Genomic DNA, 25,586 nt, shown 5'->3' with positions numbered 1-25,586 from the left:
GCCTTTCGGGCAAGGCGGATAAAAGCAGTGGAAAAGTTTGACGTTATCATTATTGGTGCAGGTGCAGCTGGCATGTTCTGCGCGGCGCAGGCGGGACAATTGGGTCGCCGCGTGCTGCTGCTGGATAACGGCAAAAAAGCCGGTCGCAAAATTTTGATGTCGGGCGGCGGTCGCTGCAACTTCACCAATATGCACACCGAACCGGCGGCCTACCTGTCGCACAATCCGCATTTCTGCAAATCGGCGCTGGCGCGTTACAACCAGTGGGATTTCATCGATCTGGTCAATCGTCACGGCATTGCGTATCACGAGAAAACGCTGGGACAATTATTCTGCGATGACTCCGCGCAGCAGATTGTCGATCTGCTGTTGAAAGAGTGTGATGCCGGTCAGGTGACGTTGCGCCTGCGCAGTGAAGTGCTGAGCGTCGAGCGCGACGACAGCGGCTATACCTTACAGCTGAACGGTACTTCGGTGCAGGCTGAAAAACTGGTGATCGCCAGCGGCGGGCTCTCGATGCCGGGCCTCGGCGCCACGCCGTTTGGCTACAAAGTGGCGGAACAGTTCGGCCTGAAAGTGTTCCCCACGCGCGCGGCTTTGGTGCCGTTCACCCTGCATAAACCACTGCTGGAACAGCTCAACACGCTGTCGGGCGTGGCGCTGCCAACCACCATCACCGCGCAGGATGGCACCTTATTTAAAGAGGCGATGCTGTTTACCCATCGCGGCTTATCGGGCCCTGCGGTGCTGCAAATCTCCAGCTACTGGCAGCCAGGTGAATTCGTCACCATTGATTTGTCACCCGCCACCTCGCTGGATGATTTCGTCAATGTGCAGCGCGAGGCGCATCCCAACCTCAGCCTGAAAAACAGCCTGGCGAAGATTCTGCCAAAACGTTTGGTGGAAGTGCTGCAGGAGCTGAAGCAGATTCCTGACGTCACACTGAAGCAGCTGAACAGCAAGCAGCAGGGCGAGCTGGTTAATACGCTGCATCAGTGGCGCGTACAGCCGAACGGTACCGAAGGCTATCGCACCGCCGAAGTGACGCTGGGCGGCGTTGACACTACCCAGCTGTCATCAAAAACCATGGAAGCGCGCGGTGTGCCGGGCTTGTTCTTTATCGGCGAAGTGGTGGATGTTACCGGCTGGCTGGGTGGCTACAACTTCCAGTGGGCGTGGAGTTCAGCCTGGGCGTGTGCGCAGGCGCTTTAGAAGGCAATCTTTACACCCAGTTGTGTCTGCCAGTTGCTGGCACCTTCCTGATTTAGGCGATGTTGCCACTTAAGCTGGCTATTAAGCTGAACATTCTTAGTCAGTTGCCAGCCAACGTTGCCGCTAAATTGCAGGTGCTTACCGCCTCGGCCAGTACGCAGATTATCTTTATCTACCGCAACATTGCCCGCATGGCCGTTGTACTGCATATAGCGTGTTTCAAGGCCAAATTTCAGGCTATCTGTCGGGCTGAAGTCATATTTCATACCGCCAGAGAACTGCAGCTGTTTTTGCTGCGAATAACCAATATGTAGATTGTCGTTGTCATGAATATCCTTGATGCGTGCCCATTGCATTGTGGTGCCCAACATCGGCGTGAACGCATGTGAACCTTCTTGCCAGCGCCAGCCAACATCCACACCTATATTAACGCTGCGGGCTTTTACCTGCGCCACTTTATCTTTTTCATCACTGCTTATATTGCCGCGATAGTGACCGAAGCTAATCGGCAGAGCCAGTTGCAGGCCATACTGTGGCTGCCAGCTCAACATCGCATTGATACCTTGAGTATCAACCTGCCCGTGGCTGTTGCCGTTGGACTGTGAAGGCTCCAGAGTGAAGTGACCTTTACTGATCGCCACACTCAGCGCCAGCTGTCGTTGCTCATCTTCCGTCAGTAATCCACGTAAGCCGATCAGCCAGCCATAGTAGTGGTTTTCACTTTGGTTGTGATTGGCTTCGCTGCGATAACGCTCATCAACGCTAAAACCCGAAATGAACAGGTTAGGGCGACCATCCCGGCCTGCAAGTTGTGCATCATAGATGAAGCGTGTTTGCAGATTTTCATCCATACCAAAGAGTGCGGCAGGCAGAGCGGCATAGGCTGGGATTTGTGGCTTAGGCCTTGGCACGACGGGCGGCGGTGGGGGAGGTGGATTGCCGTCGAGCACGGGGTCGATCAGATCCGGATCGGGTGGAAGCGGAGCAATCACTGAGCTCTGCAGCCGGTAAAACCAAAATAAATGGGGCCTGCTACCGGCAAGCTTTCCCTGAAAATGCGGACGGCTGGCCGCCGGATTGAAATCATCATACCAGCTGTTACGTGCGAAAAATTTCCCCACCATTTTTAAGCTGTCAGCGGCTGCATGTTTAGCGTTATGCAACAGCGAATCGGAATGGGGATGCTCGGATAAAGGCGCTGAAACCGCTTCGGTTGATGAGTGAGAAAGGGGGTTTACAGGAAGCGGTGGAGTGTCTGAAGAAAAGGGTTTTATCTCTTTAGCATATAACGGCTCGAAGCTACAAAGTGCACCGATAGCCAGCGTCAGCTGAGTCAGGTTCATCGTATCTGGTCGATTTATTGCGAAAGGGTTTGCAACTTATAGTGACCTGTTAGTCGAGCTATTTAAGACCTGTCTTGTTTTGACGGGCAAAATGAATTGCTCAGAAGCTGATCACAGTTAACTGGTTACGTTATTGATGCGACCGGCAAAATATGTGCGGCCAGCCGAATGCTGTTACTATCGCGCGTTTCCTATTTCCAGCGGATAAACCATTCATGTTAAAACTCAAATTCATTGTGCCGTTGCTGATCATCATCAGTGCGGCGGTTTGGTGGCTGATGCCGCATTACAGCGACGAGGATAAAGGTTATTACATCGCCATGTTCTGTACGCTGACTCACGATGGACGCGGCAATACCGCGCAGGATATGCAGCAGATAATTGAAGGCAGTAATTCAGATTACGCATTGCAGAAGATTCATTTCCAGCAGGGTTTGGCTGATCATCTGCAAGCGGTGTGGCAGGATTTGTCGCCCGAACAGCAGCAGCAAGCGCGGCAGGAAAATCTCTCCTGCCGCCGTTTGATGTCTGAGAAATTGCTACCGGGCCAGCCGGTGCAGTGATTATTGCACCGGCAGTGCAAGCACCTGATCGGTGGTTTTAATCTCTGCGAACACATCTGCCACACCCGCCAGTGCGGCTTGCTGCAACACTTTGTGATCGACCACGTTATTGTCCCAGGTTGCCAAATCGCGTGTAGCGGTGGCATCTTCCGGAATGATCACCGAATACCCCAGCGGCACGGCGTCACGTGCGGTTGATGACACGCACATATGCGTCATAAGGCCAGTGACAATCAACTGTTTGATGCCCAACGAATCCAGCTGTTTCTGCAGGTCTGTGCCCACAAACGAGCTTGGTGTGGCTTTGCTGATCACGCGGTCACCTTTAGCCGGCTGCAAATCTTTGTGAAACTCGGCGAAACGGCTGCCTTTGGCAAACAGCGGGCCATTCGCCTCACCCAAATGCTGCACAAAGAACACTGGCATGTTGTGTTTATGCGCGAATGCCACCAGACGTTTGCTGTTGTTCAGCGCCTGCATGCCATCGGGAATCGGCATCTTGCCGCCCGGGAAATACTCGTTCTGGATATCAATGACAATCACCGCGGTCTGCTTCGCGTTAAGTGAAGTGGAAGCAGTGGCGCCGCTCATGGTGCGGATGGTTGGTGCTTTTTCTGACTTAGTCTCGGCGGCGAACGCATTGCCAGACATCGCCATGGCCAGCGCTAAGGTTCCTGAAGCGAAAATGTTTTTCATGAGTAATAATCCTTTGATGGTTTAGCGGAAAGAAGAGGCCAGCGCGGCCTCCGATGTGGTGCAGTATGGCGATTTCGCCGTGAGTGAAGGAGTACAACGGATGACAAATAGCGTTCAATTTGCGCCAAAAATGCCAGGCACGGCTGCGCCCATCAAAGTGGGTATCGTGGTGTTCGATGACATCATTCCCTTCCACCTTTCGGTGCCCTGCGCGGTGTTTGAAAAAGCCGCTCAGGATGACGGCGCGTTGTGCTATCAGTTGCTGATCTGCGCCACGCATCCCGGACCGTTAAAAACCAACAGTGGCTTTTCCATTCTGGCCGAACACGGCTTAGATCAACTGGCCGATGTTGATGTGGTGGTGGTGCCAAGCTGGAGCGATCCTGACGTGCTGCCACCGGCAGAATTACTGCACGCCTTGCAGCAGGCGGCGCAGCGCGGTGCGCAGGTGGTGGGTTTGTGCCTTGGTGCATTCGTATTAGGTGCCGCCGGATTATTAAGTCAGCGCCGCGCCACCACGCACTGGCGCTGGATGGCAGATTTCGAACGGCTCTATCCGGATGTGGCGATTGATCGCGACGTGCTGTATATCGACGAAGGTCAAATTGTGACCTCAGCGGGTACGGCGGCGAGCATTGATTGCTGTCTGCATCTGGTGCGCGAACAGTGCGGTGTCGATGTGGCTAACAGCGTGGCGCGGATGCTGGTCGTGCCGCCGCATCGGCAGGGCGGGCAGGCGCAATATATTGAACAGCCGGTTTATCATTCGGCGGGCAACGATCGTTTTATGTCGGCGCTGAGTTGGGCGACAGAAAATCTGCAGCAGGCGCTCACGCTGGAACAACTGGCGGATAAAGCCTTGATGAGCCGCCGCAGTTTTACCCGGCGCTTCAATCAAACGACCGGTGGCTGTTTTAGCACGTGGTTAGTCAATCAGCGCCTGGCAATGGCGCAGCGTTTTCTCGAGAAAACCGATCAGCCGGTAGAACTGATTGCCGAAAAAGCGGGTTTTTCCTCGCCGCTGATGCTGCGCCGTCATTTCAAGAAGCAACTCAACACCTCCCCGCTGCAATACCGCAAAACTTTTCGCGGCAGATCCTGACGCCAATTTTGCGAGATGCCCCGCATCCGCCTGTACGTTACTTGTTGTACTAATTGATATTTTTCGCAGCGCCACGCAAAATACCAACAGTCACATGGTGCAACAATCGCTCGCTGAGCAAGATGTCGGCTTACGCCTCACCTCAACTCAGGAGCTTCACGGATGACACTCGCGATGATGAATACACATAAAGCTTTTAAAGCACTGCAGCTGGCCGGCGTCAGCGACCAGCAGGCTGAAGCCATGGTCGAGATCTTTACCGAAATGCAGCAGGATAATGCGTTGTCTCGTTCTGATTTGATGAAGGCCGGAGAAGGCATTACAGGGAGTATTAAAGAACTGGATGTTCGACTTATCGGTGTGATTAAAGAGCTAGATGACCGGCTAAGTGGCGATATTAGAGAACTGGATGTTCGACTTACTGGTGCGATTAAAGAGCTAGATGATCGGCTTAGCGGTGCTATTCGAGAACTGGATGACCGACTTAGTGGTGTAATTAGGGAGCTTGATTTTCGGCTTACTAATGCGATTAAAGATCTGGATATTCGACTAAGTGGTGAAATAAAAGCGTTAGATGTGCGCCTGACCAGAGTCGAAGCTCGCCTTGATCGCATTGAAAAAGACATTGAGGTTATCAAAGCCGATGTCTCTGCCCTGAAAACCGATATGCGCTGGATAAAGCGTTTGTTAATGGTGATGGCCACTACGATGGTCATTGCAGCCATCAAATACATTTTCTCTTAAATTTCCTGATTCTGCGCTGCAAGTACAGTCGGCTGTACTCGTAGCGCGGCGCGATTCACATTCCCGCATACCCGTTGCCGCCAAATGCACTGTGCGCCACGTAATTTGAAGCGGCGCACACTTCTTAGAGGTTAAAACCACAACACTGCGCTCCAGATCATCAGACTGGAGTCCAGCATGTTGGAAATTACGCCCGTCCCGGCGCTGACGCGCGCCATTGCGATTCTCGACTACATTGCCCAGCACGGACCGTGCAGCGCCGCCGAGATCATTGAAACGCTGGCGCTTCCCAAAAGCAGCGCCTATCTGCTGTTCGCTGAATTGAAAAAACAGCGTCTGATCACCATCGATCGCAACAACAACTACTGCCTGTGGACGCGGCTGGTGGAGTTTGCCGGCCACGCGTTGCAGCACATGGATATCCGCGATATCGCGCGTCCACGTCTGACGCGCTTAATGCAGCAGACCAATCTGCTGTGTCACCTCGGCATCCTCGATGGCGGCCACGCCTGCTACATCCTCAAACTCGAATCAGCTGCCACCATCAGCGTGCGCTCGCACGAAGGGAAAAGCCTGTCGCTCTATCGCTCGGGCATTGGCAAATGTTTACTGGCCTGGCAACGGCCTGAAGAGCAGGAACGCATCATTAGCGACATGCGCTTTGTGGCTGTGACGCCAACCTCGCTGCGCAATGCCGACGCGCTCCGCACCGAGCTGGCACGCATTCGCCGTCAGGGCTGGAGCTTTGATAACGGTGAAGATTATCCCGATGTGCGCTGCGTTGCCGCGCCGATTTTCAATGCCCGCCAGCAATTAGTTGCCGCCATTTCACTGGTCGGCACCCGACTCGAGATTGACGACGACAAACGCGATTACCTTGCTGGTCAGGTCATTGCCTGCGCCCGCGATATTTCCCGTCTGCTGGGCTGGCGTAGCCCGGCGGAAAAACACGCCTCGTAACCAGGAGAAGAGCATGTCCCTACCTAAAATTAAAACTGTCCGCGCCTACTTTGCCGGTGGCGCTACCGCTGATAAAGCGGCGGCTGGCGGCGATTATCACGATCAAGGTGCTAATCACTGGATTGACGACCACGTCGCCACGCCAATGAGCAAATACAAACAGTATGAGCAGTCGCGTCAATCCTTTGGCATCAACGTGTTAGGCACGCTGATCGTTGAAGTTGAAGCTGATAACGGTCAAACCGGTTTCGCCATTACCACCGGTGGCGAAATGGGCTGTTTCATCGTGGAAAAGCATCTCAATCGTTTCCTCGAAGGGCGCTGCGTTAGCGATATAAAACTGATCCACGACCAGATGATGAACGCCACCATGTACTACGCCGGATCGGGCGGGTTGGTGATGAACACCATTTCATGTGTCGATTTGGCGCTGTGGGATCTGTTCGGCAAAGTCACCGATCTGCCGGTCTACAAACTGCTGGGCGGCGCGGTGCGCGATGAACTGCAGTTCTACGCCACCGGCGCGCGTCCGGATCTGGCGCAGAAGATGGGCTTTATCGGCGGCAAAATGGCGGTGCAGTGGGGACCACATGATGGCGATGAAGGCATCCGAAAAGAGGTAGCGCGCATCGCTCACTATCGCGAAACCTGCGGCCCGGATTTCTGGCTGATGCTTGATTGCTGGATGAGTCAGGACGTCAATTTCGCCACCAAACTGGCACACGCCTGCGCGCCTTATAACGTCAAGTGGCTGGAAGAGTGTTTGCCGCCGCAACAGTTTGAAGGTTACGCACAGCTTAAACAGCAAGCGCCGCAGGGCATGTTGATCACCAGCGGTGAACATCACGGCACGCTGCAATCGTTCCGCACGCTGGCAGAAACCGGCATCGATATTCTGCAGCCGGATGTGGGTTGGTGCGGCGGCCTGACCACGCTGGTTGAGGTAGCGGCGCTGGCGAAATCACGCGGTCAGCTGGTGGTGCCGCATGGCTCTTCAGTTTACTCGCATCATGCGGTGATCACCTTCACCAACAGCCCATTCAGTGAATTCCTGATGACCAGCCCGGATTGCAGTACGCTGCGCCCGCAGTTTGATCCGCTGCTGATCAACGAACCGGTGCCGGTCAACGGTCGCATGCACAAAACGGTGCTGGATAAACCGGGCTTCGGCGTGGAACTGAATCGCGATGGACTGAAGCGTCCTTATCAACACTAATCGCAGCGGCTGCGGCGACGCGTCGCAGCCGTGCGTGAGGGTTTTACCATGGATAATCTGGTGTTAAGCGCGGTTAAAAAGAACCGCGCACGTCTTATTCCTTTCATGTTGATGCTCTACGTGCTGGCGTTTCTCGATCGCGCCAACATCGGTTTCGCTAAAGAGGCGTATCAACTTGATACCGGTCTGAGTAATGAAGCTTACGCGTTAGGTGCCGGAATCTTCTTTGTGGTGTACGCGCTGCTTGGCGTACCAGCCAATTTGTTGATGAAGCGATTCGGCGCGCGCAGCTGGATTGGCGGCACCACGCTGCTGTGGGGATTTCTTTCGGCGGCGATGGCGTTTGCTGATACCGAAGCCAAATTCCTGCTGGTGCGTACCTTGCTCGGCGCCGCTGAGGCGGGTTTCTTCCCCGGCATGATTTATCTCACCTCGCTGTGGTTTCCGCAGCAGCAGCGCGCCAGCGTAATGGGGCTGTTCTATATGGGCGCGCCGCTGGCGTTGACGCTGGGTTCACCGCTTTCTGGCGCACTGCTGGAAATGCACGGCGTACTGGGTCATCCCGGCTGGTTCTGGATGTTTATCATTGAAGGATTGCTGGCTGTAGCGGCCGGTGTTTTCACCTTCAGCTATATCGACGACACGCCGGCAAAAGCGCGTTTTCTCAGCGCAGAGGAGAAGCAGGCGCTGCAACGTCAGCTGGACAGCGAAGAGCAGCAAAAGCCGACTGCACACCTGCGTGATGCGCTGCGCAATGGTCGCGTCTGGCAACTCGCCATCATCTACATGACCATCCAGATTGCGGTATATGGACTGATCTTCTTCCTGCCATCGCAAGTGGCGGCGCTGTTGGGCACTAAAGTCGGTTTCCTCGCCTCGCTGGTGGCGGCGATTCCGTGGGTTGCGGCGCTGTTTGGTACCTGGCTGATTCCACGCTATTCCGATCGCAGTGGCGAGCGTCGCCGGGTGGCGGCGTTTACGTTGCTGGCGGCGGCGGTCGGGATTGGTTTGTCCGGATTAGTTTCGCCGCTGTTGGCCATCATCGCGCTTAGCGTCGCGGCGGTGGGGTTTATTGCCGTGCAACCGGTGTTCTGGACCATGCCGACGCAGCTGCTTTCTGGTACCGCGCTGGCGGCAGGCATCGGCTTCGTCAACTTGTTTGGTGCTGTGGGTGGCTTCCTCGCGCCGTTGATTCGCGTAAATGCCGAGATGCAATTTAACAGCAGTGCCGCTGGATTGCTGGCGCTGGCGCTGATTGCCGCCATCGGTTCAATCATTATCCTCAGCCTGAAAGTGGAGCGTCAGTTGCCGCACTCTCAGCAGCCAAGTCATTGAATAAGGAGAAGCTATGCAGGACCCATTAAAAAATCCTTTCAAAGCCGGATTGGCTAAAGGTGAAACGCAGATTGGTTTGTGGCTGAGCAGTACATCGTCGTATCTGGCCGAAATTGCTGCCACCAGCGGCTACGACTGGTTACTGATTGATGGCGAACACGCCCCGAATACCGTGCAGGATCTCTATCATCAATTGCAGGCGGTTGCACCTTATCGCAGCCAGCCTGTGATTCGCCCGATTGAATTCCAGACCGCACTGATTAAGCAGGTGCTGGATATCGGTGCGCGCACCTTGCTGGTACCGATGATCGACAGCGCCGAGCAGGCAAAAGCGTTGGTGCAGGCGACGCGCTATCCGCCTTACGGTACGCGCGGCGTCGGAGCGGGCGTGGCGCGGGCGGCACGTTGGGGACGCGTTGAAAATTACATGGCGCGCGCCAATGAAGAGTTGTGCCTGTTGATTCAGGCCGAAAGCAAAACGGCGATTGATAATCTGGATGCGTTACTGGAAGTAGAAGGCGTTGACGGGATATTTATTGGCCCGGCAGATTTATCCGCCTCATTAGGTTATCCCGATAATGCAGCGCATCCTGAAGTGCAGAAGGTGATTGAGCACAGTATTAAACGCATCCGCAGCGCAGGAAAAGCGGCCGGTTTTCTGGCAGTGAATCTTGAAATGGCAGAACGCGCCATCAGTTGGGGGGCAAACTTTGTTGCTGTTGGTGTGGATACCATGCTTTATACCGATGCTCTGGATAATCGGCTCGCGCATTTTAAAAAGCGTTTAATCGCGCCGAATAAATCGAACTACTAAATGAGTAAACGGATGGTGCGCCATCCGTTTTTCATTGATGAAATATATCATTTAATTGAAATGAATAAGTCTGTTGACGTCAAAAGGCGTTAATAAAAGAACCGTTATTTATCAACGCATCACACAGCTGAGCCGGGGCAGAAATCTATCGTTGCGCGCTAGCGGCGTAACAATCTCTTTAGCACGTTCTGTGGCATCAAAACCCGCTTGACGACACAGCACACAGGGATCGCTACTTTCACGCATTGCTTGTTTGGTTTCATCATCGAGCTGGCGCTTGCGGCAATACAGCGGCGTGCAGCCCAATACATGCTTAAACGATCGAGTAAAGGATTGCTGGCTTTCGAAATGGTATTTAACCGCCAGACTGATAATCGGCGCATTGCTGTCTTTTAAATCATTGATACAGTGAACCAGTTTCTTTTTACGAATGTAGCGTGCCAGCGTTTCATTGTGATAGCGGGCGAAGAGTTTCTGTAAATACCATTTAGAATAGCCGGACTTCAGTGCGATATCATCGATGCTTAAACGTTGATCCAGGTTAGCCATAATCCATTCGGTTACCGAATCAATTACCCCTTCATTGTATTTTTGCTGTGTCATCATAGTCCTCCATTAACACGCACAGAGTGTAATTTAATTAATCTTTCCATTCTGCAATTAATGTAAAGTTTTCTGATTATTGAACTATTTTGTTATTTGTCATCAAGACCGGTCTTGGTTTTCGTGAATTTACAGGTTTTCTTGTTGTGATGGTGTTGAATATTTATCGTAATAACGGACGTTATTATTAACTCAAATTTTTCATCGCATTGAGATGCTTAATAGTAAAAGTCGTGCTTTTTGGCGGCACACTTCATCAATACTTAACGCGAATTAACGTGCCAGACTGAAGGTTTTCACTCTTGAGGAATGGCGCTATGGATTTTCGTTTCAAGCCAAAACAGTCACTTGCCATTATTCTGGCGTCGATGGCGCTTTGTGGTACCGCCCCGGCGCTCGCTGCCAATGTGTATGGCGAGCAGTTGGAAGGTTTCAACTATCCCTATCCGCTGCAGCACTTTAACTTCACCTCGCAGCAGCAAGCGATGAGCATGGGTTATATGGATGTCAAACCTACGCAGCAGGCCAACGGCAAAACCGTGGTGCTGATGCACGGCAAGAACTTCTGCGGCGCAACCTGGGACGGCACCATCAAAGCGCTGAGCCAGAAAGGTTATCGGGTGATTGCGCCGGATCAGATTGGCTTCTGCAGCTCAACCAAACCAGCTAACTATCAATACACCTTTCAGCAGTTGGCGCAGAACACCCATCAACTGTTGCAGCAGCTAGGTATCGACAACGCCATTATTGTTGGGCACTCCACCGGCGGTATGCTGGCGACGCGCTATGCGCTGATGTATCCACAGCAAACGCAGAAGCTGGTGCTGGTTAATCCCATTGGTTTAGAAGACTGGAAAGCCAAAGGCGCGCCGTGGCGCTCGGTGGATCAGTGGTATCAACGTGAACTCAAGCTGGATGCGGCGGGTATCAAGAAGTATGAACAGCAGACTTATTACAGCGGCCAGTGGAAGCCGGAGTATGACAAATGGGTCGATATGCTGGCCGGACTAAACAGCGGACCGGGGCACAAGAAAGTGGCGTGGAACTCGGCGTTAATCTACGACATGATCTTCACGCAGCCGGTTTATTACGAATTTAAAGATCTGCGCGTGCCAGCCACCTTAATGATTGGTACCGCTGATACCACGGCGATTGGCAGCGATATCGCGCCGCCGGACGTGAAAGCAAAACTCGGACATTACAACGTGCTGGGCAAGCAGGTGGCGCAGCTGATTCCCGGCGCACGCTTAATCGAATTCCCCGGCATGGGCCACGCGCCGCAAATGGAAGAGCCGCAGAAGTTTAATCAGACATTAATCGCGGATTTAGCTGGCAATTAACCGTAGGGTCGCCATTCATGGCGACCAACATCAACTCAGCTTCTTTTTCCCATTCTTAGCGGCGTACATCCGTTCGTCGCTACCTTCCAGCAATTGTTCCAGCGATTGCGGATGGTCAGGATCGAACTCAACAATCCCCGATGAGAAGTGCAGGGCGTAACGCCGCTCCAGATTCTGCGTTTGCTGTTGCAGGAAACCATCAAAGCGCGCCAACACGCCCTCGGCATCGGCGAGCTGCAAGCCGTTAAACAGCACCACAAACTCATCGCCACCCAAACGGGCAAAGATATCCGCGTGGCGGAAACTCACTTTCATGGCATCGGCAAAATCCATCAGCGCGCGGTCGCCTTCGCGATGGCCGAGCGTATCGTTAATGGCTTTGAAGCGATCGAGATCGAGGAACGTCAGGCTGGCGGGTAACTGCTTCACCTGGCACTCATTCAGCGCCAGCTGGCCGAGCGTCATAAAGCCGCGGCGATTGGTGATTTGCGTCAGTTCATCTGAGGTCGCGGTCTGGAAAGCCACCAGCTCCGCTTCCGCCATTGCGGCCAAATCGCGCAGTGTATGAATATCGTCGGCATCAAACTGGCGTGCATGGTGATCGATAATACACAGCGTGCCGATTTTGGCTCCGGCGGGCGTGCGCAGTGGACACCCGGCGTAAAAACGCACAGGGCTGTTTTCGCCGCTCACCAACGGGTTGTCGTGGAAACGTTCGTCTTCTAGCGCGTTTTCAACCACCATCACATCATCTTGCAGGATTGCATGGCCACAAAATGAGGTATTACGTGGTGCGGTTGCAGCAGCGTAACCGGCCGCTGATTTGAACCACTGATGGTCCTCTTCCAGCAGGCTGACCAGCGCGACGGGCACGCCAAACAAACGACGGGCAAGGCGGGTTAATCGGTCGAAACGCTCTTCTGCCGGCGTGTGCAGAATGTTGAGCGCACGTAACTGGGCCAGACGATGTGACTCGTCCGCAGGCAGTGCAGGTGCTTTCATCGCGTTACTCTTATTAATTATGGAATTACTGAAACACTGGTGTTGGTGCCATAAAGGCTGAAAGCGCCTGGCAACGGGATGCGATGTCCGCTGCCAGGCGTAATGATAATCAGAGCACTTTTTGCTCGGCGAGATCAAGGGCAAAATAGCTGAAAATGAGATCGGCACCGGCACGTTTAATCGCGCCCAGGCTTTCCAGAACCACATTACGTTCGTCGATGGCGCCCGCCTGTGCGGCGAATTTGATCATCGCGTACTCACCGCTCACCTGGTACGCCGCCAACGGCAACGTGGTGCGTTCGCGGATATCGCGCAGGATATCGAGATAAGCACCCGCTGGTTTCACCATCAGTGAATCTGCGCCTTCCGCTTCATCAAGCAGCGACTCGCGCAGCGCTTCACGGCGGTTCATTGGATTCATCTGATAAGTCTTACGATCGCCTTTCAGCGCGGTGCCTGCTGCTTCACGGAACGGGCCGTAGAAGGAGGAGGCGAACTTGGTCGAATACGACATGATAGCGGTGTCGGTGAAACCTGCGGCGTCGAGCGCCTGGCGAATGGCTTTCACCTGGCCATCCATCGCGGCAGAAGGGGCGATAAAGTCGGCGCCGGCTTGCGCTGCCACCACGGCTTGCTTACCGAGATTAATCAGCGTTTGGTCGTTATCGACGCCGTGATCGCACAGCACGCCGCAATGGCCGTGGCTGGTGTATTCGCAGAAACAGGTATCAGACATCACGATCATTTCTGGCACGGTGTCTTTGCAGATACGCGACATACGCGCCACCAAACCGTTTTCGTTCCAGGCATCGCTGCCGGTGGCATCGGTATGGTGGGAAATGCCGAAGGTCATCACTGAACGAATACCCGCTTTAGCAATACGTTCGATCTCATACGCCAAACGTTTTTCTGGAATACGCACCACGCCCGGCATGGCGTTAATTGGCACGTAATCGTCCACGCCTTCTTCAACGAAGATCGGCAGCGCCAGATCGTTGATGCTGAGGTTGGATTCCTGGAACATTTCGCGCATTGACGCGCTTTTGCGCAGCCTTCTTGGGCGCTGGATCAGATTAAATTCAGACATGCTCTACAACTTATGCAGGTTAAAAAAGTGGCAATAGTTTACCCCTTTTCGGCACTGCGCATGAAGGATTGTGTGCGGAAACGAAAACTCCCGCCGGGCGGCGGGAGTGGGGAAGATTACTCGTTGATGTCCGGGTGCTGCTGCACCAGGTTTTTACGTTTCGCCTCAAGCTTGGCGATCTCGTCATCAATATCTTCGATTTTCTGCTCGATGTTGTCGTGATGCTCCTGCAGGATTTCACGCGCTTCTTCGAGATCCGACGCAGCCGGAGTAGCACCACGCAGCGGCTTGTTAGCGGTCTCTTTCATGTAGATACCGGTAATCAAACCAATCACCGCGACAACCATCAGATAGTAAGCCGGCATATACAGATTGTTAGTGGCTTCTACTAAATACGCGGCGAGTGTCGGCGTTAAACCGGCAATCAGCACCGAGATATTAAAGGCACTTGCTAAGGCGCTGTAGCGAATGTGGGTTGGGAACATCGCAGGTAGCGACGACGCCATCACACCGGTAAAGGCATTAAGAATCACCGCCATCAGCAGAAGACCGGCAAAAATCAGGCCCAACACGCCGCTATTGATCAGCATAAAGGACGGTATCGCGAAGGCAAACAGCGCGATAGAACCAATGATGATAAACGGACGACGGCCAAAACGGTCACTCAGCATACCCATCACTGGTTGCACAAACAGCATACCCATCATGATGGCGATAATGATTAACACGCCGTGATCTTCCGAGTAGTGCAGGTTATGCGACAGATAACTCGGCATGTAGGTCAGCAGCATGTAGTAGGTGACGTTGGTGGCAATTACCAGACCGATACAGGCCAACAGGCTTTTCCAGTGTTTGGTCGCGATCTCTTTAAACGACACTTTCGGGCCATCGCGCAGTCCTTCACGGTCGCCCTGTTCCAGTTTCTCAACGTGCTGCTGGAACGCCGGCGTTTCTTCCAGCGCATGACGCAGATATAAACCAATGATGCCGAGCGGCAGCGCGATAAAGAACGGAATGCGCCAGCCCCACTCGAGGAACTTCTCTTCACCGATGATGGTAGAGATCAGTACCACAACGCCCGCACCCAGCACGAATCCCGCAATCGAACCGAAGTCGAGCCAGCTGCCCATAAAGCCGCGCTTACGGTCAGGCGAATACTCGGCAACGAAGATCGATGCGCCGGTGTATTCACCGCCGACCGAGAAGCCCTGCGCCATTTTTGCCAACAGCAGCAGGATCGGTGCCCAGATACCAATGGAGGCATAAGAGGGTATCAAGCCAATACAGAAGGTACTGATCGACATGATGACAATGGTGATAGAGAGAATTTTCTGGCGACCATATTTATCGCCCAACATGCCGAAGAACAAACCACCGAGTGGACGAATCAGGAACGGAACTGAGAACGTACCCAGTGCAGCAATCATCTGTACACTTGGTGAAGCATCCGGGAAGAACACTTTACCCAGTGCATAAGCCACAAAGCCATAAACACCAAAATCAAACCATTCCATCGCGTTGCCCAGCGAAGCTGCGGTAATGGCTTTACGTAAACGGGAGTCATCGATAATCGTGACATCATCAATCCCGATAGGTTTTACACGCTTCCTACGTAGTTTCATGCAGATACCCTGTATTGGAATTCGAAAAATCCTCAACGCTGCGGACTCAATAAATGCCAACAGTCCGCGGCGTTGAGAAAATTAAAGCATAGCCGGGAAATAACGTTTTTCCCTGGCCTGCCGGGCAATTATTAGGGGGGTAATGATTGCCAACCGCGACAGAGTATACCGATTTAGTGTGATATTTGTCATGTTTTCACCATTAACTGGCTATTTTTTAGCTAATGATACGGCTTTATTCATGCTTAAACGCGTCAAAAAAAGGCAGGAAAATAACATCACACTCTGCGGTTAGCGTGCGCCTTATGGTTAAACTACTTATACTTACGCCAATTGCTTTTTTGGAAATCAGGATTCGCATGGCGCGTTATGTTTTGTATGCCAAAAGTCTCTGTTTTGATGCCGAACAACAGGTGTTTTATCCGCTGAATGCCTCAACACAACGTGTTGCGTTGAGTACGCTTCAATGCGCAGTATTACGCCGCGTGCTTAATGCGCAGGGGAAACTGGTACGTAATCAGGCGCTGCATGTGCTGTTCCAACGGGAACCTTCTGATGTGCCCTTTGCCGATCGCCTCACTACGACCATTGCCGAGATCAATCGCCTGGCACTACATGCCCACGCGCCAGGTGCCTTGATTCACCAGGTGCCGCTAATTGGCTGCGTGCTGGCGGAGCAGGTTGATGTTGAACCCTGCAACGACACGCTGTCTGTGAAATCAGAGCCTGAGATGCCGGTGAACATTCAGCCTGCACCGCGAGTTAATCCTGTTGTCGCTAAGAAAAAATCCTGGTTGCTGCGCGGAGTGCTGGCCGGTTTTTTGCTGCTCAATGCGATGCTTGCACTGGTTGCACGACACGAGTTAGCACCAGCGGGACATCAAGGCACTGATTACAAATCCTATGGTCAGGAGGCGCGAACGCAGGTGTTTATCGCCGAAAGCCTATTGCCAAACTCTTTTGTGGTTCAGGATGCCCTGCGCCGCTTTCGCGATTTAAAGCCGCGTCTGGCGGATGGATCGACACCGCCTTTGCTTTATATCAATCGTTCGCGTACCCGCGTGTTTACCAGCGCATTTCTCTGCGCGCGACCGATGTCGCAAAAGAACAATGAATGTCTGTCGTGGATGGTATCTGCTCAGGAATTACCGGATGCGTAAATCACTTCTGGCTGTTGCCCTCTTTGTTGCTTTTATCTTGCCGTGGGCACTGGTGTTGCTGGTACGCCCAGCCGAACCGGTACCGGAATGGTGTGAATTTCCCTATCGTATTCAGAATGAAGCGCAGCCAGGTGGCGTGATTAATGCCACGGTGCGCAATCGTTTTAAAGCTGATGGCAGCGGCAGTTCAATTCTGACCGGCACCATCACGCTCAGCGATCGTCATTATCAATTAAATCGGGTATCAGATTACAGCTGGCATCGGCAGGGTGATTTTATGCTGGTGAATACGCATCAGGTGCAGATTATGGCCAACGATACGGTGCCTGCCGCGCTGGCAGCACAGGTTCTTTTCACTTCGGGGCGCGAAGCTAATAATGATTTTTATCAGATGTATCAACTCCCGAACGGCGATCAAATAATCAATTATTCTGGTATGCCACGGCTTTATTGCCATACCTGATTGTTGCGCAAATAAATAAGAAAAACTTACCATTAAGCGAGGCGGTAAGCACCGCTTGCCAGTTTGTAAGCATTCAGTAATACTCTGCCGCCGTGCTTTGGTGGAGTGTTCATGTCGAGGAAAAACGCCCAGTCTTTTAAGAATCCCTGGCTGTCGATGATCGACAGTGTAGAAAGGAATCTTATCAATTTTGTGCCTGCGGCACCTCGTACGGCTGCCGTTTCCAGTACCTCGATTGAGTGGATTAACTGTGGCGAGCGAGCCGATGCGCAGCTGGCATTATTGGCGCAACAACCCGATGAACTGCTGCAACGCCTGAAAAGCTGGCGCCAGGCCGGATTACTCACCAGCCAGGCGATGGAGAGCTTTCGTCAGCTGCAACGGCTGACACAAACCAGCATCGCACGTAACCAACCCATCACGCAGCTTGATGAATATCAGCAATTAGTGGGGCAGTTAACGCCGACGCTGGAGCGCATCAATCAACGTCTCAACGCCCAGCGCGATTTGCCGAATGGCGCACTGGCGGAAGATAGCCTTGAAGTGGCGCTGCGTATTGCTGAAAAACGTCGCGCAGGCCGTTCAGAGTAACGAGCGCAGCGGCGCACCGGTCAACCATCCCTTAATATCTTCCACCGCCTGCGTAAAGTAGGTGTGATAATTGCTGTCGGCAACATAGCCGAGATGCGGCGTCGCCAGCACATTCGGCAGCAGACGCAACGGATGATCCGCAGGAAGCGGCTCCTGTTCAAACACATCCAATCCTGCACCGGCTAGCTGACCCGATTGCAGCGCGGCGATCATCGCCTGTTGATCAACAATCCCGGCACGCGAAGTGTTAATCAGTAGCGCACCAGGCTTCATCTGCGCCAGCGCCGCCGCATCGATCAAATGGCGTGAGCGTTCGCTCAATACCAGATGAATCGACACCACATCGCTGCTGTTGAGCAGCGCTTGCAGCGAGGGCGAGCGCTCAACGCCACATTCGGCGGCGCGTTCAGCGGTTAAATTCTGGCTCCACGCACATACATTCATCCCAAACGCCTGCGCTACTTTTGCCATCTCGCCGCCGATTTTGCCCAGTCCGAGCAAGCCCAGCGTTTTGCCCTGCAGACTCATGCCTAAGGTGTGCTGCCACGCGCCGTTGCTGCGCAGCGCTTGATTCTCCGGCACGATATGGCGCGCCAGCCCAAGCAATAATCCCCACGTCAGTTCCAGAGGTGCCGCACTGCTGCTGGCGGTGCCACATACCGCGATATAGCGCTCTGCACAGGCATCTAGATCGATGGAGGCATTACGCATGCCGGAAGTGACTACCATTTTCAGATTGGGCAAGCGGCCAATCAGCTCGGCGCTGAGCGGCGTGCGTTCGCGCATCACCACCAGAATGTCGGCGTGGGCGATGTGTTTAACCAGTTGATCCTGGTCGGCGAAATTTTCAGTCAGGGAAGTGGTGTTAACCAGCGGGGCGAGAGACGCCCAATCGGCAAGTGACTGGGCGACGTTCTGATAATCATCAAGAATGATGCAGTTCAGGCTCATGATGTTCCTCAACGAGAAGTGGCTTGTGCCCTTGCTCGCTGAGCCAGGCACGCAGCCGGTCATTATCCAGCGGACGGGCATAATAGTAGCCCTGAATAAATATCACACCACGCTGCCGAAGGTACTCAAATTGTGTTGCGGTCTCTACGCCTTCACCGAGTACATCCAGTTCCAGCTTGTGGCACAGATTAATAATCGCATCCAGCACCGGCGTTTCGACGTCGAGGCCTTCAATGGCGTTAATAAAGCCACGATCGATTTTCAGATAATCCAGCGGGAAGGTGAGCAGATAAGTCAGCGAGCAGTGTCCGGTACCGAAATCATCAATTGCCACCTTCATGCCCTGCGCGCGCAAATGGCGCAGTTTACGCGCCACCATTTCACCATCTTCAATCAGGCTGCGTTCGGTCAGCTCCAGAGTAATACACATCTGTTTATCTTTGATGCGCTCAGCAAACAGCTCAATGTCAGCAACGAAATCGGCATGTTGCAGATGTTCCGCCGCCAGATTCAGCCCGATGTGGAAACCGGGTTCGACCTGCCAGCCCTGAATATCTTCCGCCATCAACTCCAGCAGATGCTGGGTCAGCGGTACAATCATGCCTTCGGCTTCAGCGGCGCTGATAAAGATATCCGGGCGAATCATGTCGCCATTGGGGCGCTGCCAGCGCAGCAAGGCTTCGGCGCCGGCGCAGGCGTGCAATGTGTTGCTGTAAACCGGCTGATAGTGCACCGAGAACTGGCGGGCGCGGATGGCGCGGCCAATCTCATCGTGCCAGGAGATACGACGACGCAGCCAGTTGGCGGTGAGGATCATCAACAGAATTGAGAAAATCGCCGCCATTGGCAGGAAGATGAACAGCGCCTGACGCCAGGCTTTCAGCAACTCAGAAGCCGGAACCGTCACACTAACGGTGATGGGATAGCGGCTGGATTCGGCCTGAAAAGCTTCACTTTTCATATACAGCTTAGGCCGCGTGTCAGTCGGTCCGCTGGCAATCACCGCGCCGCCGCTAAATTGCAGGCTCATGTGGTAGCCACGCGATCCGCCGATAGCGTTCATAAAGTCCATCAGATATTGGCCATCGATGACCGCCCAAAAACCGCTGGTATCGGGGAGTTGGCGCACAAACACCACGGCAGGACGGTTCTGTACGCCGTAAGTGCCGCGCACCGAGATGCTCCACCAGGCTTTGCCGGTAATCGGCGGTGGCTGCAGCATCATTTCGCTTAAGGTGCCGTGTTTCAGGCCAAAGGCGGACGAGCAGCTGATGTCGCCGCCTTTCAGCATACCAATGGATCGGAAATAGGGATTGAGCGTGCCCGCTCGCTGCAGCTGATCTTCGATTTGTGTGCAAGGTTGATAGTGATACTGACGCAGCTCAGTGATCATATCCCATGCGTTATCACTCATCTTTTCAGCCTGAGTGAGCAAGGTATTGGCGGTGGAAATCTGCTGTTGGTGGACGGTATGGCGCGCTTCGATGGCGGTACAAAGGATGCCGAGCACCAAGGGTAACAACCCGGCGCAGACAATTAAGAGCCAGCCAAAATCGTGATGTCGTTTTTTCAGTGGCACCAGACAATCCTCGGTGGGTTTACGCCGCGCATAAGCTGCGGTTGCGGCGTCAGCAGCATACCATTTTCACAGGGCTGTGTAGGGTAGCGATTTAAGAATAAACCGGTCTGATACAGGTCAATGATCAATCTCACTTTGCGTTTACTGACAATGTTTTGCCGTTATTGGCATTTCCCAGCGGCAAAAACGCTATGCCACGATGTTAGGTAAGCACATTGACCTGAAATGAGGAGTGGAAATGAGCACTGAAACCCTGGATGTCACATCTTTACGGCAGCGCATCAGCGAAGGCGAATGGCAGGCGCGCATCAAGCTGGCACAGGCTTACCATCTGGCGGCCAAGCTGCGCTGGACCGACCATATTTACACCCATTTTTCCCTGCGCGTACCGGGCGATCAGCCGCACTTTCTCATCAACGCTTTCGGGCAAACCTTCGATGAAATCCAGGCGGAAACGCTGGTGAAAATCGACATCGACGGCAATATTATTGACGACCCAACCGGGCTGGGAATTAACCTTGCCGGATTTGTGATTCACAGCGCGATTCATCGCGCGCGGCCCGATGCCCATGCGGTACTGCATACGCATACCGCCGCGGGCATTGGCGTTTCGGCGCAGCGAAACGGCCTGCTGATGATTTCGCAACACAGCACCCGTTTCCATAATCGCCTTGGTTATCACGATTACGAAGGCATCGCGCTGGATCTCGACGAGCAGCAACGCATCGTTGCCGATCTTGGCGATCTCAACGCGCTGATCCTGCGCAATCACGGCCTGCTGACCAGCGGCGGCAGCATTGAAGAAGCCTTCTACAACCTTTATTACCTCGAACGCGCCTGCCAGGCACAGTTGGCAGCACAATCGGGCGGCGCGGATCTGATTATTCTGCCAGATGCTGTTTCCGAGAAAGCCGCGCAGGCGTTTGATAACAGCATTCGCCAGCGCAAATATCAGCTGCACTGGGATGCCTACATCCGCCAGCTCAACCGCAACGCACTTTGAGAATCTCCCAATGAAATGGCTGAAACCGGTATTTTCTGCGCTGCTGCTGTGCGCGGCGTTTGGCAGTCAGGCGGCGCCTGATTTAAGTAAAGTCACGCTGGTGCTGGGCGATCAGGCGCGCAATCTGCGTTCGCTGATCGAAGCGGCAGATGTAATGAAAGACGCGCCTTATCAATATCGCTGGGCGAATTTCCAGGGCGCAGCGCCGCTGTTTGAAGCGCAGCGTGCCGGTGCGGTGGATACCTCGTACGCGGGCGATTTGCCGGTGCTGATGGCGGCGTCGGGCGGCGTGCCGCTGAAGATCATCGCCACCAACGTCGGTGACGCCGGTTCGAACGGGCTGATCGTGCCCGCCGACTCGCCGATCCACAGCGTGAAGGATCTGGCCGGCAAGCAGGTTGTCGTCTCGTCGGCGCGCGGCAGTATCTCGCAGCACTTGCTGTATGAAGCGCTGGAAGAGGCGAAAGTGCCGCGTGATACGGTGCCGGTGCGATTTGTGTTGCCGACCGACGCCAGCGCGGCGTTCAACTCAGGACAGATTGCCGCGTGGGCGACCTTCGATCCCTATTTAGGCATTGCCGAAAAGCATGGCGCGCGTCTGCTGCGTGACGGCAAAGGGCTGACGACCGCGCTGTCGTTTGTCACCGCCACGCAAAGCTCGCTCGACGATCCCGCCAAGCGCGCCGCGATTGCGGATTTCACCCATCGTCTGGCCAAAGCGCGCGAGTGGGCGCTGGCGCATCCGCAGCAGTATAACGAGGTGTATGCGCAGTTAACGCGCCTGCAACCGGCGGATGCGCAGCAAATTACTGCGCGTATTTCCCACGGCGTGCGTGGCGTGACGCCGGATGATGTGGCGAAGGTGCAGAAGGTGTCGGACTTGTTCAGCGAGCTGAATATCCTGCCAAACAAAGTCGATGTGCAGGCAATTACCGATAACAGCGTGTTTCAATAAGCGGCGTAGGGTCGCCATTCATGGCGACCTGGCTGTTATCGCGCCCGTTTACCCGGCCGCCCGTTCCCCAACATAATTGCCAATCGGCTGCCGCCCGGCGTGGTTTCCATCAAAATCTTGGTCACGCTGGTGAGCGGCACCGACAGCAACATGCCGACCGGACCCAGCAACCAGCCCCAGAAAATCAACGACAGAAACACCACCAGCGTCGAGAGTCCCAGCCCGCGCCCCATCAATCTTGGCTCCAGCATATTGCCGAACACCATGTGAATCGCGCTGAACAGTGCCGCCACCAGCATGGCGTCATAAATATTATTCAGTACCAGCGCCTGAATAAACGGCGGGATGCCAGCGATGATCGGCCCGATATTGGGGATGAAATTAAGGATGAACGCCACCACGCCCCAGAACAGCGCGAACTTCACGCCGAGCAGCAGCAGCGACAGCCAAACGGCGACGCCGGTAATTAAACTCACCAATGTTTTCAGCGCCAGATAGTGCGTCACGCCTTTCAACGCGCGATGCAGACCGGCGATGCGGATCTGCGGATTGACCATCGCGTTACGCATTTTGTACGGCAGATGGCGCACCTCAAACAGCATAAATACCACGGTGAGAATCAGCAGCAGCACGTTGGTCATCGCGCCAGACAGCTGTTTCAACACCGATGTGGCCATGTCCATCACCACGTTGGGATCGAGGCGTGCCGCCAGCGCTTCGGTAGAGATGTTGATATGAAAACGCGCGGCAAAATGTTGCACCACCGCCAGCTTCTGCTCCAGCATGGCGCGGATTTGCGGATAGGTATCACTGAAGTCACTGGCCGAGCTGGCGAGTACAGCGATGAGTAACAGCACGACGATAAAAATCACGCTGATCACCAAGGTAATCGCCAGGCCACGTTTGACGCCGCGCCGCATCAACATCGTCACCAGCGGATTGAGCACGATTGCCAGGAAGCTGGCCAGTAAGAAGGGCACCAGAATGTCCGAGGCGGCGCGAATGCCCGCCAGAATAATCACCAGCATCGCCAGTTTTACCAGGATGTTCTGGCCAATTTTTTCCTGTAGCAGGTTGTTCATTCTCTCTCCTGAGACGGTTTTTGCTCAGGAGAGTGTAGTTGATGGAAATTAACCATCTGTTATTTAAGACAAACAGAAGTTTGGTAGCTGGTCGCCATAAATGGCGTAATGCCGCTCAGTTAAGCGCAGAGCGACTTTCGTTCGCTATGTGCGGAGGCAGTTGCAGCACCCTGGTGCGGCGACCGAGCAGAGGACGCCTGGCCGCGCCCTCTGCACTCCCGGGCCTTGCGCCAGCCCAACCCGCCGCTGCGCGGTACCTTCACTCATTCACGATTCCTGACGGATCGGTGGCGATTCGCTCCTGCTCAGCGCCACCTCTCGCCGCATCCATGCGGCTCGCCCTGGAATCCCTCAATCGTTCAGCGGTTTGGGATGTCGCCTCAACACCCGCGCTGCAGCCGCAATGCATTATCCTGCCTCACCATCGCTGCAAATCCCGTAGGGTCGCCATTTATGGCGACCGATTTACGCATATTTGACAAGCATTACGCCATAAATGGCGACCCTACGTTCACCGGGCCTGACGCCGCATCAGCGTGGTCGCAGCTAACATCAAACTCAAACTGGCGAGCAGTGTCAGCGTGGCCATCGCCATACCTTGTCCCACCGAACCTTGTTCGAACTGACGCCAGATAAAGATCGCCACGGTTTGCGTGCCCGCCGGAGCCAGCAGCAGCGAGGTCACCAGCTCGCGTGATGCCACGGCAAACACCATCATCATCGCCGCCAGCAAGCTGGGCGCCACCAGCGGCAGCACAACCAGCCGCAGCGCCTGCAAACGTGATGCGCCGTGCACGCGCGCTGCCGGTTCCAGCGTTGGGGCCAGCTGACGCAGCGCGCTACTGACATAGCGCACCGGCCACGGCAGCAGCAAACAACTGTACGACAGCAGCAGAATAAACATGGTGTTATAGGGCGAAACCGGCCAGAAACCGCGGTTCCACAGCAGAATCAAACCCACGCCCACCACCACGCCGGGCATCGCCGCAGGCAGCAGCGCAAGGCCATCCATCATTGCCAGCAAACGGGTTTTGCCTTCCGACACGCGCCAGGCAATGAGAAAGCCCAGCGCGCCAGTCAGCAGCGCCGCGCCAAGCGCCAGGCCAATGCTGGTGGAGAAGGCCGCCAGCGCATCGCCTTGCTGACTGAACAGCGCGCCGAAGTGGCGCAGCGTTAGATTGCTGAGATGCAATCCACCGGAGAGCGTATTCAGTAAGCCGCTCAAGGTCATCGCGCCGAGCGGCAGCACCACCGCCAGCAACACGGTGAGAGCAAACGGCAGCAGCATCAGGTTTTGTAAGCCGCCGGCATGCGCCAGTTCCTGAGTAACAGGTTTACCGCTAACCGCCGTCACATCGCTGCTGCCGGTCAGTTTGCGCTGCAGCAGCCACGCCGTGAGCGCCACCAGGCTCAACATCAGTGACAGCGACGCCGCGCCGGGCAGATCGATCGGCCAGTCGGCGAGTTTGGTTTCAATGCCAACGGTCATCAGCGTCAGCTTCGCCTGCGCACCCAGCGCTGCGGGCACGCCGTACTCCTCAATCGCCAGCGTAAACGCCAGCAGCACGCCGCCTGCCAACGCCGGTAAGGTGAGCGGCAAGGTAATGTGCCAGAAGCCGCGCCACGCCGATGCGCCATGCACGCGCGCTACCCAGGAGAGACGTTGTCCGCTCGCCAGCAGCGAACGCGACACCGCAAAATAGACCACCGGGAAGATGTTCAGCGTCATCACGCCAATCATGCCGCTGCTGCTAAATAGCAGGCTGTCGAAGTTGATGCCGGTAAGTTGTTCGATATAACCGTTGCGTTGCAGCGCCAGCGTCCATGACAGCGCCACAATATAGGGCGGCGTCAGAAACGGGATCAGAAACAGCAGATCCCACAGTGCCGCGCCCGGCAGGCGGAACAGGCCGCGCAGTGCGCCGAGCGGTAAGCCCAGCAGAAAACTGCACAGCGCCACACCGCCGCCGATTTTTAGCGTGCCCAGCCACATCGATGTCAGCTGCGGATCGTCCAGCAGCACCGGGAAAGCGCTAAAAGCGCCGCGCCAGCTGCCTTCGCCGAAGTGCGGAAACAGCGCTTGCAGCACGATAAACAGCAGCGGCAGCGCCACCAGCAGCATTAACGCCAGCAGAATCAAGCCATTCAGGGCACGCGACATCG

Annotated in this window: 24 protein-coding genes; 14 read left to right on the top strand and 10 right to left on the bottom strand. The window is 54.6% G+C overall.

The features are described 5' to 3' along the window. The first annotated feature begins 27 nt into the window (after positions 1–27). Positions 28–1,212 carry a BaiN/RdsA family NAD(P)/FAD-dependent oxidoreductase gene (locus tag ACXIZX_RS18050; protein ID WP_071531663.1) on the top strand — a complete coding sequence of 395 codons (1,185 nt, stop codon included), beginning with the start codon at positions 28–30 and terminating at the stop codon, positions 1,210–1,212. Here ACXIZX_RS18050 and ACXIZX_RS18045 read toward each other — a convergent pair. Further along, positions 1,209–2,555 (bottom strand): hypothetical protein, encoded by a 1,347-nt coding sequence (locus ACXIZX_RS18045; RefSeq protein WP_479404665.1) that lies wholly within the window; start codon positions 2,553–2,555, stop codon positions 1,209–1,211. The two genes, ACXIZX_RS18050 and ACXIZX_RS18045, sit on opposite strands and share 4 nt — an antisense overlap. Positions 2,556–2,770: 215 nt before the next feature. On the opposite strand from ACXIZX_RS18045, the gene ACXIZX_RS18040 reads away from it, so the two are divergent. Continuing rightward, positions 2,771–3,118 carry a hypothetical protein gene (locus ACXIZX_RS18040; protein ID WP_061719844.1) on the top strand — a complete coding sequence of 116 codons (348 nt, stop codon included), beginning with the start codon at positions 2,771–2,773 and terminating at the stop codon, positions 3,116–3,118. Here ACXIZX_RS18040 and ACXIZX_RS18035 read toward each other — a convergent pair whose 3' ends face one another. Further along, the gene (locus tag ACXIZX_RS18035; protein WP_179453100.1) at positions 3,119–3,814 is read right to left on the bottom strand and encodes a cysteine hydrolase family protein; all 696 of its coding nucleotides are present in this window, start codon (positions 3,812–3,814) and stop codon (positions 3,119–3,121) included. 100 nt (positions 3,815–3,914) lie between these two features. Between ACXIZX_RS18035 and ACXIZX_RS18030 the strand changes: the two genes are divergently transcribed. The 6 genes from ACXIZX_RS18030 (at position 3,915) to yfaU (ending at position 9,985) form a co-directional block, all read left to right on the top strand. Continuing rightward, positions 3,915–4,916, top strand: a complete 1,002-nt coding sequence (locus ACXIZX_RS18030) for a GlxA family transcriptional regulator (RefSeq protein WP_479404664.1) — start codon at positions 3,915–3,917, stop codon at positions 4,914–4,916. Positions 4,917–5,078: 162 nt separating this feature from the next. Further along, positions 5,079–5,660 carry a CCDC90 family protein gene (locus ACXIZX_RS18025; RefSeq protein ID WP_479404663.1) on the top strand — a complete coding sequence of 194 codons (582 nt, stop codon included), beginning with the start codon at positions 5,079–5,081 and terminating at the stop codon, positions 5,658–5,660. A gap of 177 nt (positions 5,661–5,837) precedes the next feature. Beyond that, the gene (locus ACXIZX_RS18020; RefSeq protein WP_154194003.1) at positions 5,838–6,620 is read left to right on the top strand and encodes an IclR family transcriptional regulator; all 783 of its coding nucleotides are present in this window, start codon (positions 5,838–5,840) and stop codon (positions 6,618–6,620) included. Positions 6,621–6,633: 13 nt separating this feature from the next. Further along, positions 6,634–7,836, top strand: a complete 1,203-nt coding sequence (rhmD, locus tag ACXIZX_RS18015) for an L-rhamnonate dehydratase (RefSeq protein WP_179453097.1) — start codon at positions 6,634–6,636, stop codon at positions 7,834–7,836. Positions 7,837–7,884: 48 nt separating this feature from the next. After that, the gene (locus tag ACXIZX_RS18010) at positions 7,885–9,171 is read left to right on the top strand and encodes an MFS transporter (RefSeq protein ID WP_179453096.1); all 1,287 of its coding nucleotides are present in this window, start codon (positions 7,885–7,887) and stop codon (positions 9,169–9,171) included. Between the two features lie 13 nt (positions 9,172–9,184). Beyond that, positions 9,185–9,985, top strand: a complete 801-nt coding sequence (gene yfaU, locus ACXIZX_RS18005; RefSeq protein ID WP_258144112.1) for a 2-keto-3-deoxy-L-rhamnonate aldolase — start codon at positions 9,185–9,187, stop codon at positions 9,983–9,985. A gap of 111 nt (positions 9,986–10,096) precedes the next feature. Here yfaU and ACXIZX_RS18000 read toward each other — a convergent pair whose 3' ends face one another. Continuing rightward, positions 10,097–10,588, bottom strand: a complete 492-nt coding sequence (locus tag ACXIZX_RS18000) for a helix-turn-helix domain-containing protein (RefSeq protein ID WP_179453150.1) — start codon at positions 10,586–10,588, stop codon at positions 10,097–10,099. Between the two features lie 317 nt (positions 10,589–10,905). Between ACXIZX_RS18000 and ACXIZX_RS17995 the strand changes: the two genes are divergently transcribed. Further along, positions 10,906–11,928 (top strand): alpha/beta fold hydrolase, encoded by a 1,023-nt coding sequence (locus ACXIZX_RS17995; RefSeq protein WP_479404662.1) that lies wholly within the window; start codon positions 10,906–10,908, stop codon positions 11,926–11,928. A gap of 30 nt (positions 11,929–11,958) precedes the next feature. On the opposite strand, the gene ACXIZX_RS17990 is transcribed toward ACXIZX_RS17995, so the two are convergent. The 3 genes from ACXIZX_RS17990 to proP form a co-directional block, all read right to left on the bottom strand. After that, positions 11,959–12,930, bottom strand: coding sequence for a GGDEF domain-containing protein (locus ACXIZX_RS17990; RefSeq protein ID WP_008108162.1), 972 nt, complete (start codon positions 12,928–12,930; stop codon positions 11,959–11,961). 109 nt (positions 12,931–13,039) lie between these two features. Further along, positions 13,040–14,017, bottom strand: a complete 978-nt coding sequence (gene hemB, locus ACXIZX_RS17985; RefSeq protein WP_008108163.1) for a porphobilinogen synthase — start codon at positions 14,015–14,017, stop codon at positions 13,040–13,042. Positions 14,018–14,133: 116 nt separating this feature from the next. Beyond that, positions 14,134–15,639, bottom strand: coding sequence for a glycine betaine/L-proline transporter ProP (proP, locus tag ACXIZX_RS17980; RefSeq protein ID WP_008108164.1), 1,506 nt, complete (start codon positions 15,637–15,639; stop codon positions 14,134–14,136). Positions 15,640–15,998: 359 nt separating this feature from the next. Here proP and ACXIZX_RS17975 point away from each other — a divergent pair, with 359 nt between their 5' ends. The 3 genes from ACXIZX_RS17975 (at position 15,999) to ACXIZX_RS17965 (ending at position 17,853) form a co-directional block, all read left to right on the top strand. Further along, positions 15,999–16,799 carry a hypothetical protein gene (locus ACXIZX_RS17975; RefSeq protein ID WP_479404661.1) on the top strand — a complete coding sequence of 267 codons (801 nt, stop codon included), beginning with the start codon at positions 15,999–16,001 and terminating at the stop codon, positions 16,797–16,799. After that, positions 16,792–17,262, top strand: a complete 471-nt coding sequence (locus ACXIZX_RS17970; protein ID WP_179453090.1) for a hypothetical protein — start codon at positions 16,792–16,794, stop codon at positions 17,260–17,262. Before ACXIZX_RS17975 ends, ACXIZX_RS17970 begins: the two co-directional genes overlap by 8 nt. A gap of 111 nt (positions 17,263–17,373) precedes the next feature. Beyond that, positions 17,374–17,853 carry a hypothetical protein gene (locus ACXIZX_RS17965; protein ID WP_179453089.1) on the top strand — a complete coding sequence of 160 codons (480 nt, stop codon included), beginning with the start codon at positions 17,374–17,376 and terminating at the stop codon, positions 17,851–17,853. Here the strand turns inward: ACXIZX_RS17965 and ACXIZX_RS17960 are convergent. Further along, positions 17,845–18,804: a D-2-hydroxyacid dehydrogenase family protein gene (locus ACXIZX_RS17960; protein WP_479404660.1), complete on the bottom strand. Its 960-nt coding sequence runs from the start codon at positions 18,802–18,804 to the stop codon at positions 17,845–17,847. The genes ACXIZX_RS17965 and ACXIZX_RS17960 overlap by 9 nt on opposite strands. Further along, positions 18,779–20,383 (bottom strand): EAL domain-containing protein, encoded by a 1,605-nt coding sequence (locus tag ACXIZX_RS17955; RefSeq protein ID WP_479404659.1) that lies wholly within the window; start codon positions 20,381–20,383, stop codon positions 18,779–18,781. Before ACXIZX_RS17955 ends, ACXIZX_RS17960 begins: the two co-directional genes overlap by 26 nt. Before the next feature lie 238 nt (positions 20,384–20,621). On the opposite strand from ACXIZX_RS17955, the gene ACXIZX_RS17950 reads away from it, so the two are divergent. Further along, positions 20,622–21,386, top strand: a complete 765-nt coding sequence (locus ACXIZX_RS17950) for a class II aldolase/adducin family protein (protein ID WP_479404658.1) — start codon at positions 20,622–20,624, stop codon at positions 21,384–21,386. A gap of 10 nt (positions 21,387–21,396) precedes the next feature. Then, positions 21,397–22,341, top strand: a complete 945-nt coding sequence (locus ACXIZX_RS17945; RefSeq protein ID WP_154157240.1) for an ABC transporter substrate-binding protein — start codon at positions 21,397–21,399, stop codon at positions 22,339–22,341. A 35-nt stretch (positions 22,342–22,376) separates the two neighbouring features. Here ACXIZX_RS17945 and ACXIZX_RS17940 read toward each other — a convergent pair whose 3' ends face one another. Both ACXIZX_RS17940 and ACXIZX_RS17935 read right to left on the bottom strand, forming a co-directional pair. Next, positions 22,377–23,423: an AI-2E family transporter gene (locus ACXIZX_RS17940; protein ID WP_008108172.1), complete on the bottom strand. Its 1,047-nt coding sequence runs from the start codon at positions 23,421–23,423 to the stop codon at positions 22,377–22,379. A 511-nt stretch (positions 23,424–23,934) separates the two neighbouring features. Continuing rightward, a complete protein-coding gene (locus ACXIZX_RS17935; RefSeq protein ID WP_479404657.1) occupies positions 23,935–25,584 on the bottom strand; it encodes an ABC transporter permease in 1,650 nt (549 codons plus the stop codon). Positions 25,585–25,586 lie beyond the last annotated feature (2 nt).

It is taken from the genome of Candidatus Pantoea symbiotica (genome assembly GCF_056491525.1).
Note: the sequence above shows the minus strand (reverse complement) of the source record. Positions and strands in the feature narration are given on the sequence as shown.

Bases quoted from the DNA above. Each gene is read 5' to 3' on its own strand.
- ACXIZX_RS18045 (WP_479404665.1), bottom strand. From the start codon at position 2,555: ATGAACCTGACTCAGCTGACGCTGGCTATCGGTGCACTTTGTAGCTTC.
- ACXIZX_RS18040 (WP_061719844.1), top strand. From the start codon at position 2,771: ATGTTAAAACTCAAATTCATTGTGCCGTTGCTGATCATCATCAGTGCG.
- ACXIZX_RS18035 (WP_179453100.1), bottom strand. From the start codon at position 3,814: ATGAAAAACATTTTCGCTTCAGGAACCTTAGCGCTGGCCATGGCGATG.
- ACXIZX_RS18030 (WP_479404664.1), top strand. From the start codon at position 3,915: ATGACAAATAGCGTTCAATTTGCGCCAAAAATGCCAGGCACGGCTGCG.
- ACXIZX_RS18025 (WP_479404663.1), top strand. From the start codon at position 5,079: ATGACACTCGCGATGATGAATACACATAAAGCTTTTAAAGCACTGCAG.
- ACXIZX_RS18020 (WP_154194003.1), top strand. From the start codon at position 5,838: ATGTTGGAAATTACGCCCGTCCCGGCGCTGACGCGCGCCATTGCGATT.
- rhmD (WP_179453097.1), top strand. From the start codon at position 6,634: ATGTCCCTACCTAAAATTAAAACTGTCCGCGCCTACTTTGCCGGTGGC.
- ACXIZX_RS18010 (WP_179453096.1), top strand. From the start codon at position 7,885: ATGGATAATCTGGTGTTAAGCGCGGTTAAAAAGAACCGCGCACGTCTT.
- yfaU (WP_258144112.1), top strand. From the start codon at position 9,185: ATGCAGGACCCATTAAAAAATCCTTTCAAAGCCGGATTGGCTAAAGGT.
- ACXIZX_RS18000 (WP_179453150.1), bottom strand. From the start codon at position 10,588: ATGACACAGCAAAAATACAATGAAGGGGTAATTGATTCGGTAACCGAA.
- ACXIZX_RS17995 (WP_479404662.1), top strand. From the start codon at position 10,906: ATGGATTTTCGTTTCAAGCCAAAACAGTCACTTGCCATTATTCTGGCG.
- ACXIZX_RS17990 (WP_008108162.1), bottom strand. From the start codon at position 12,930: ATGAAAGCACCTGCACTGCCTGCGGACGAGTCACATCGTCTGGCCCAG.
- hemB (WP_008108163.1), bottom strand. From the start codon at position 14,017: ATGTCTGAATTTAATCTGATCCAGCGCCCAAGAAGGCTGCGCAAAAGC.
- proP (WP_008108164.1), bottom strand. From the start codon at position 15,639: ATGAAACTACGTAGGAAGCGTGTAAAACCTATCGGGATTGATGATGTC.
- ACXIZX_RS17975 (WP_479404661.1), top strand. From the start codon at position 15,999: ATGGCGCGTTATGTTTTGTATGCCAAAAGTCTCTGTTTTGATGCCGAA.
- ACXIZX_RS17970 (WP_179453090.1), top strand. From the start codon at position 16,792: ATGCGTAAATCACTTCTGGCTGTTGCCCTCTTTGTTGCTTTTATCTTG.
- ACXIZX_RS17965 (WP_179453089.1), top strand. From the start codon at position 17,374: ATGTCGAGGAAAAACGCCCAGTCTTTTAAGAATCCCTGGCTGTCGATG.
- ACXIZX_RS17960 (WP_479404660.1), bottom strand. From the start codon at position 18,804: ATGAGCCTGAACTGCATCATTCTTGATGATTATCAGAACGTCGCCCAG.
- ACXIZX_RS17950 (WP_479404658.1), top strand. From the start codon at position 20,622: ATGAGCACTGAAACCCTGGATGTCACATCTTTACGGCAGCGCATCAGC.
- ACXIZX_RS17945 (WP_154157240.1), top strand. From the start codon at position 21,397: ATGAAATGGCTGAAACCGGTATTTTCTGCGCTGCTGCTGTGCGCGGCG.
- ACXIZX_RS17940 (WP_008108172.1), bottom strand. From the start codon at position 23,423: ATGAACAACCTGCTACAGGAAAAAATTGGCCAGAACATCCTGGTAAAA.
- ACXIZX_RS17935 (WP_479404657.1), bottom strand. From the start codon at position 25,584: ATGTCGCGTGCCCTGAATGGCTTGATTCTGCTGGCGTTAATGCTGCTG.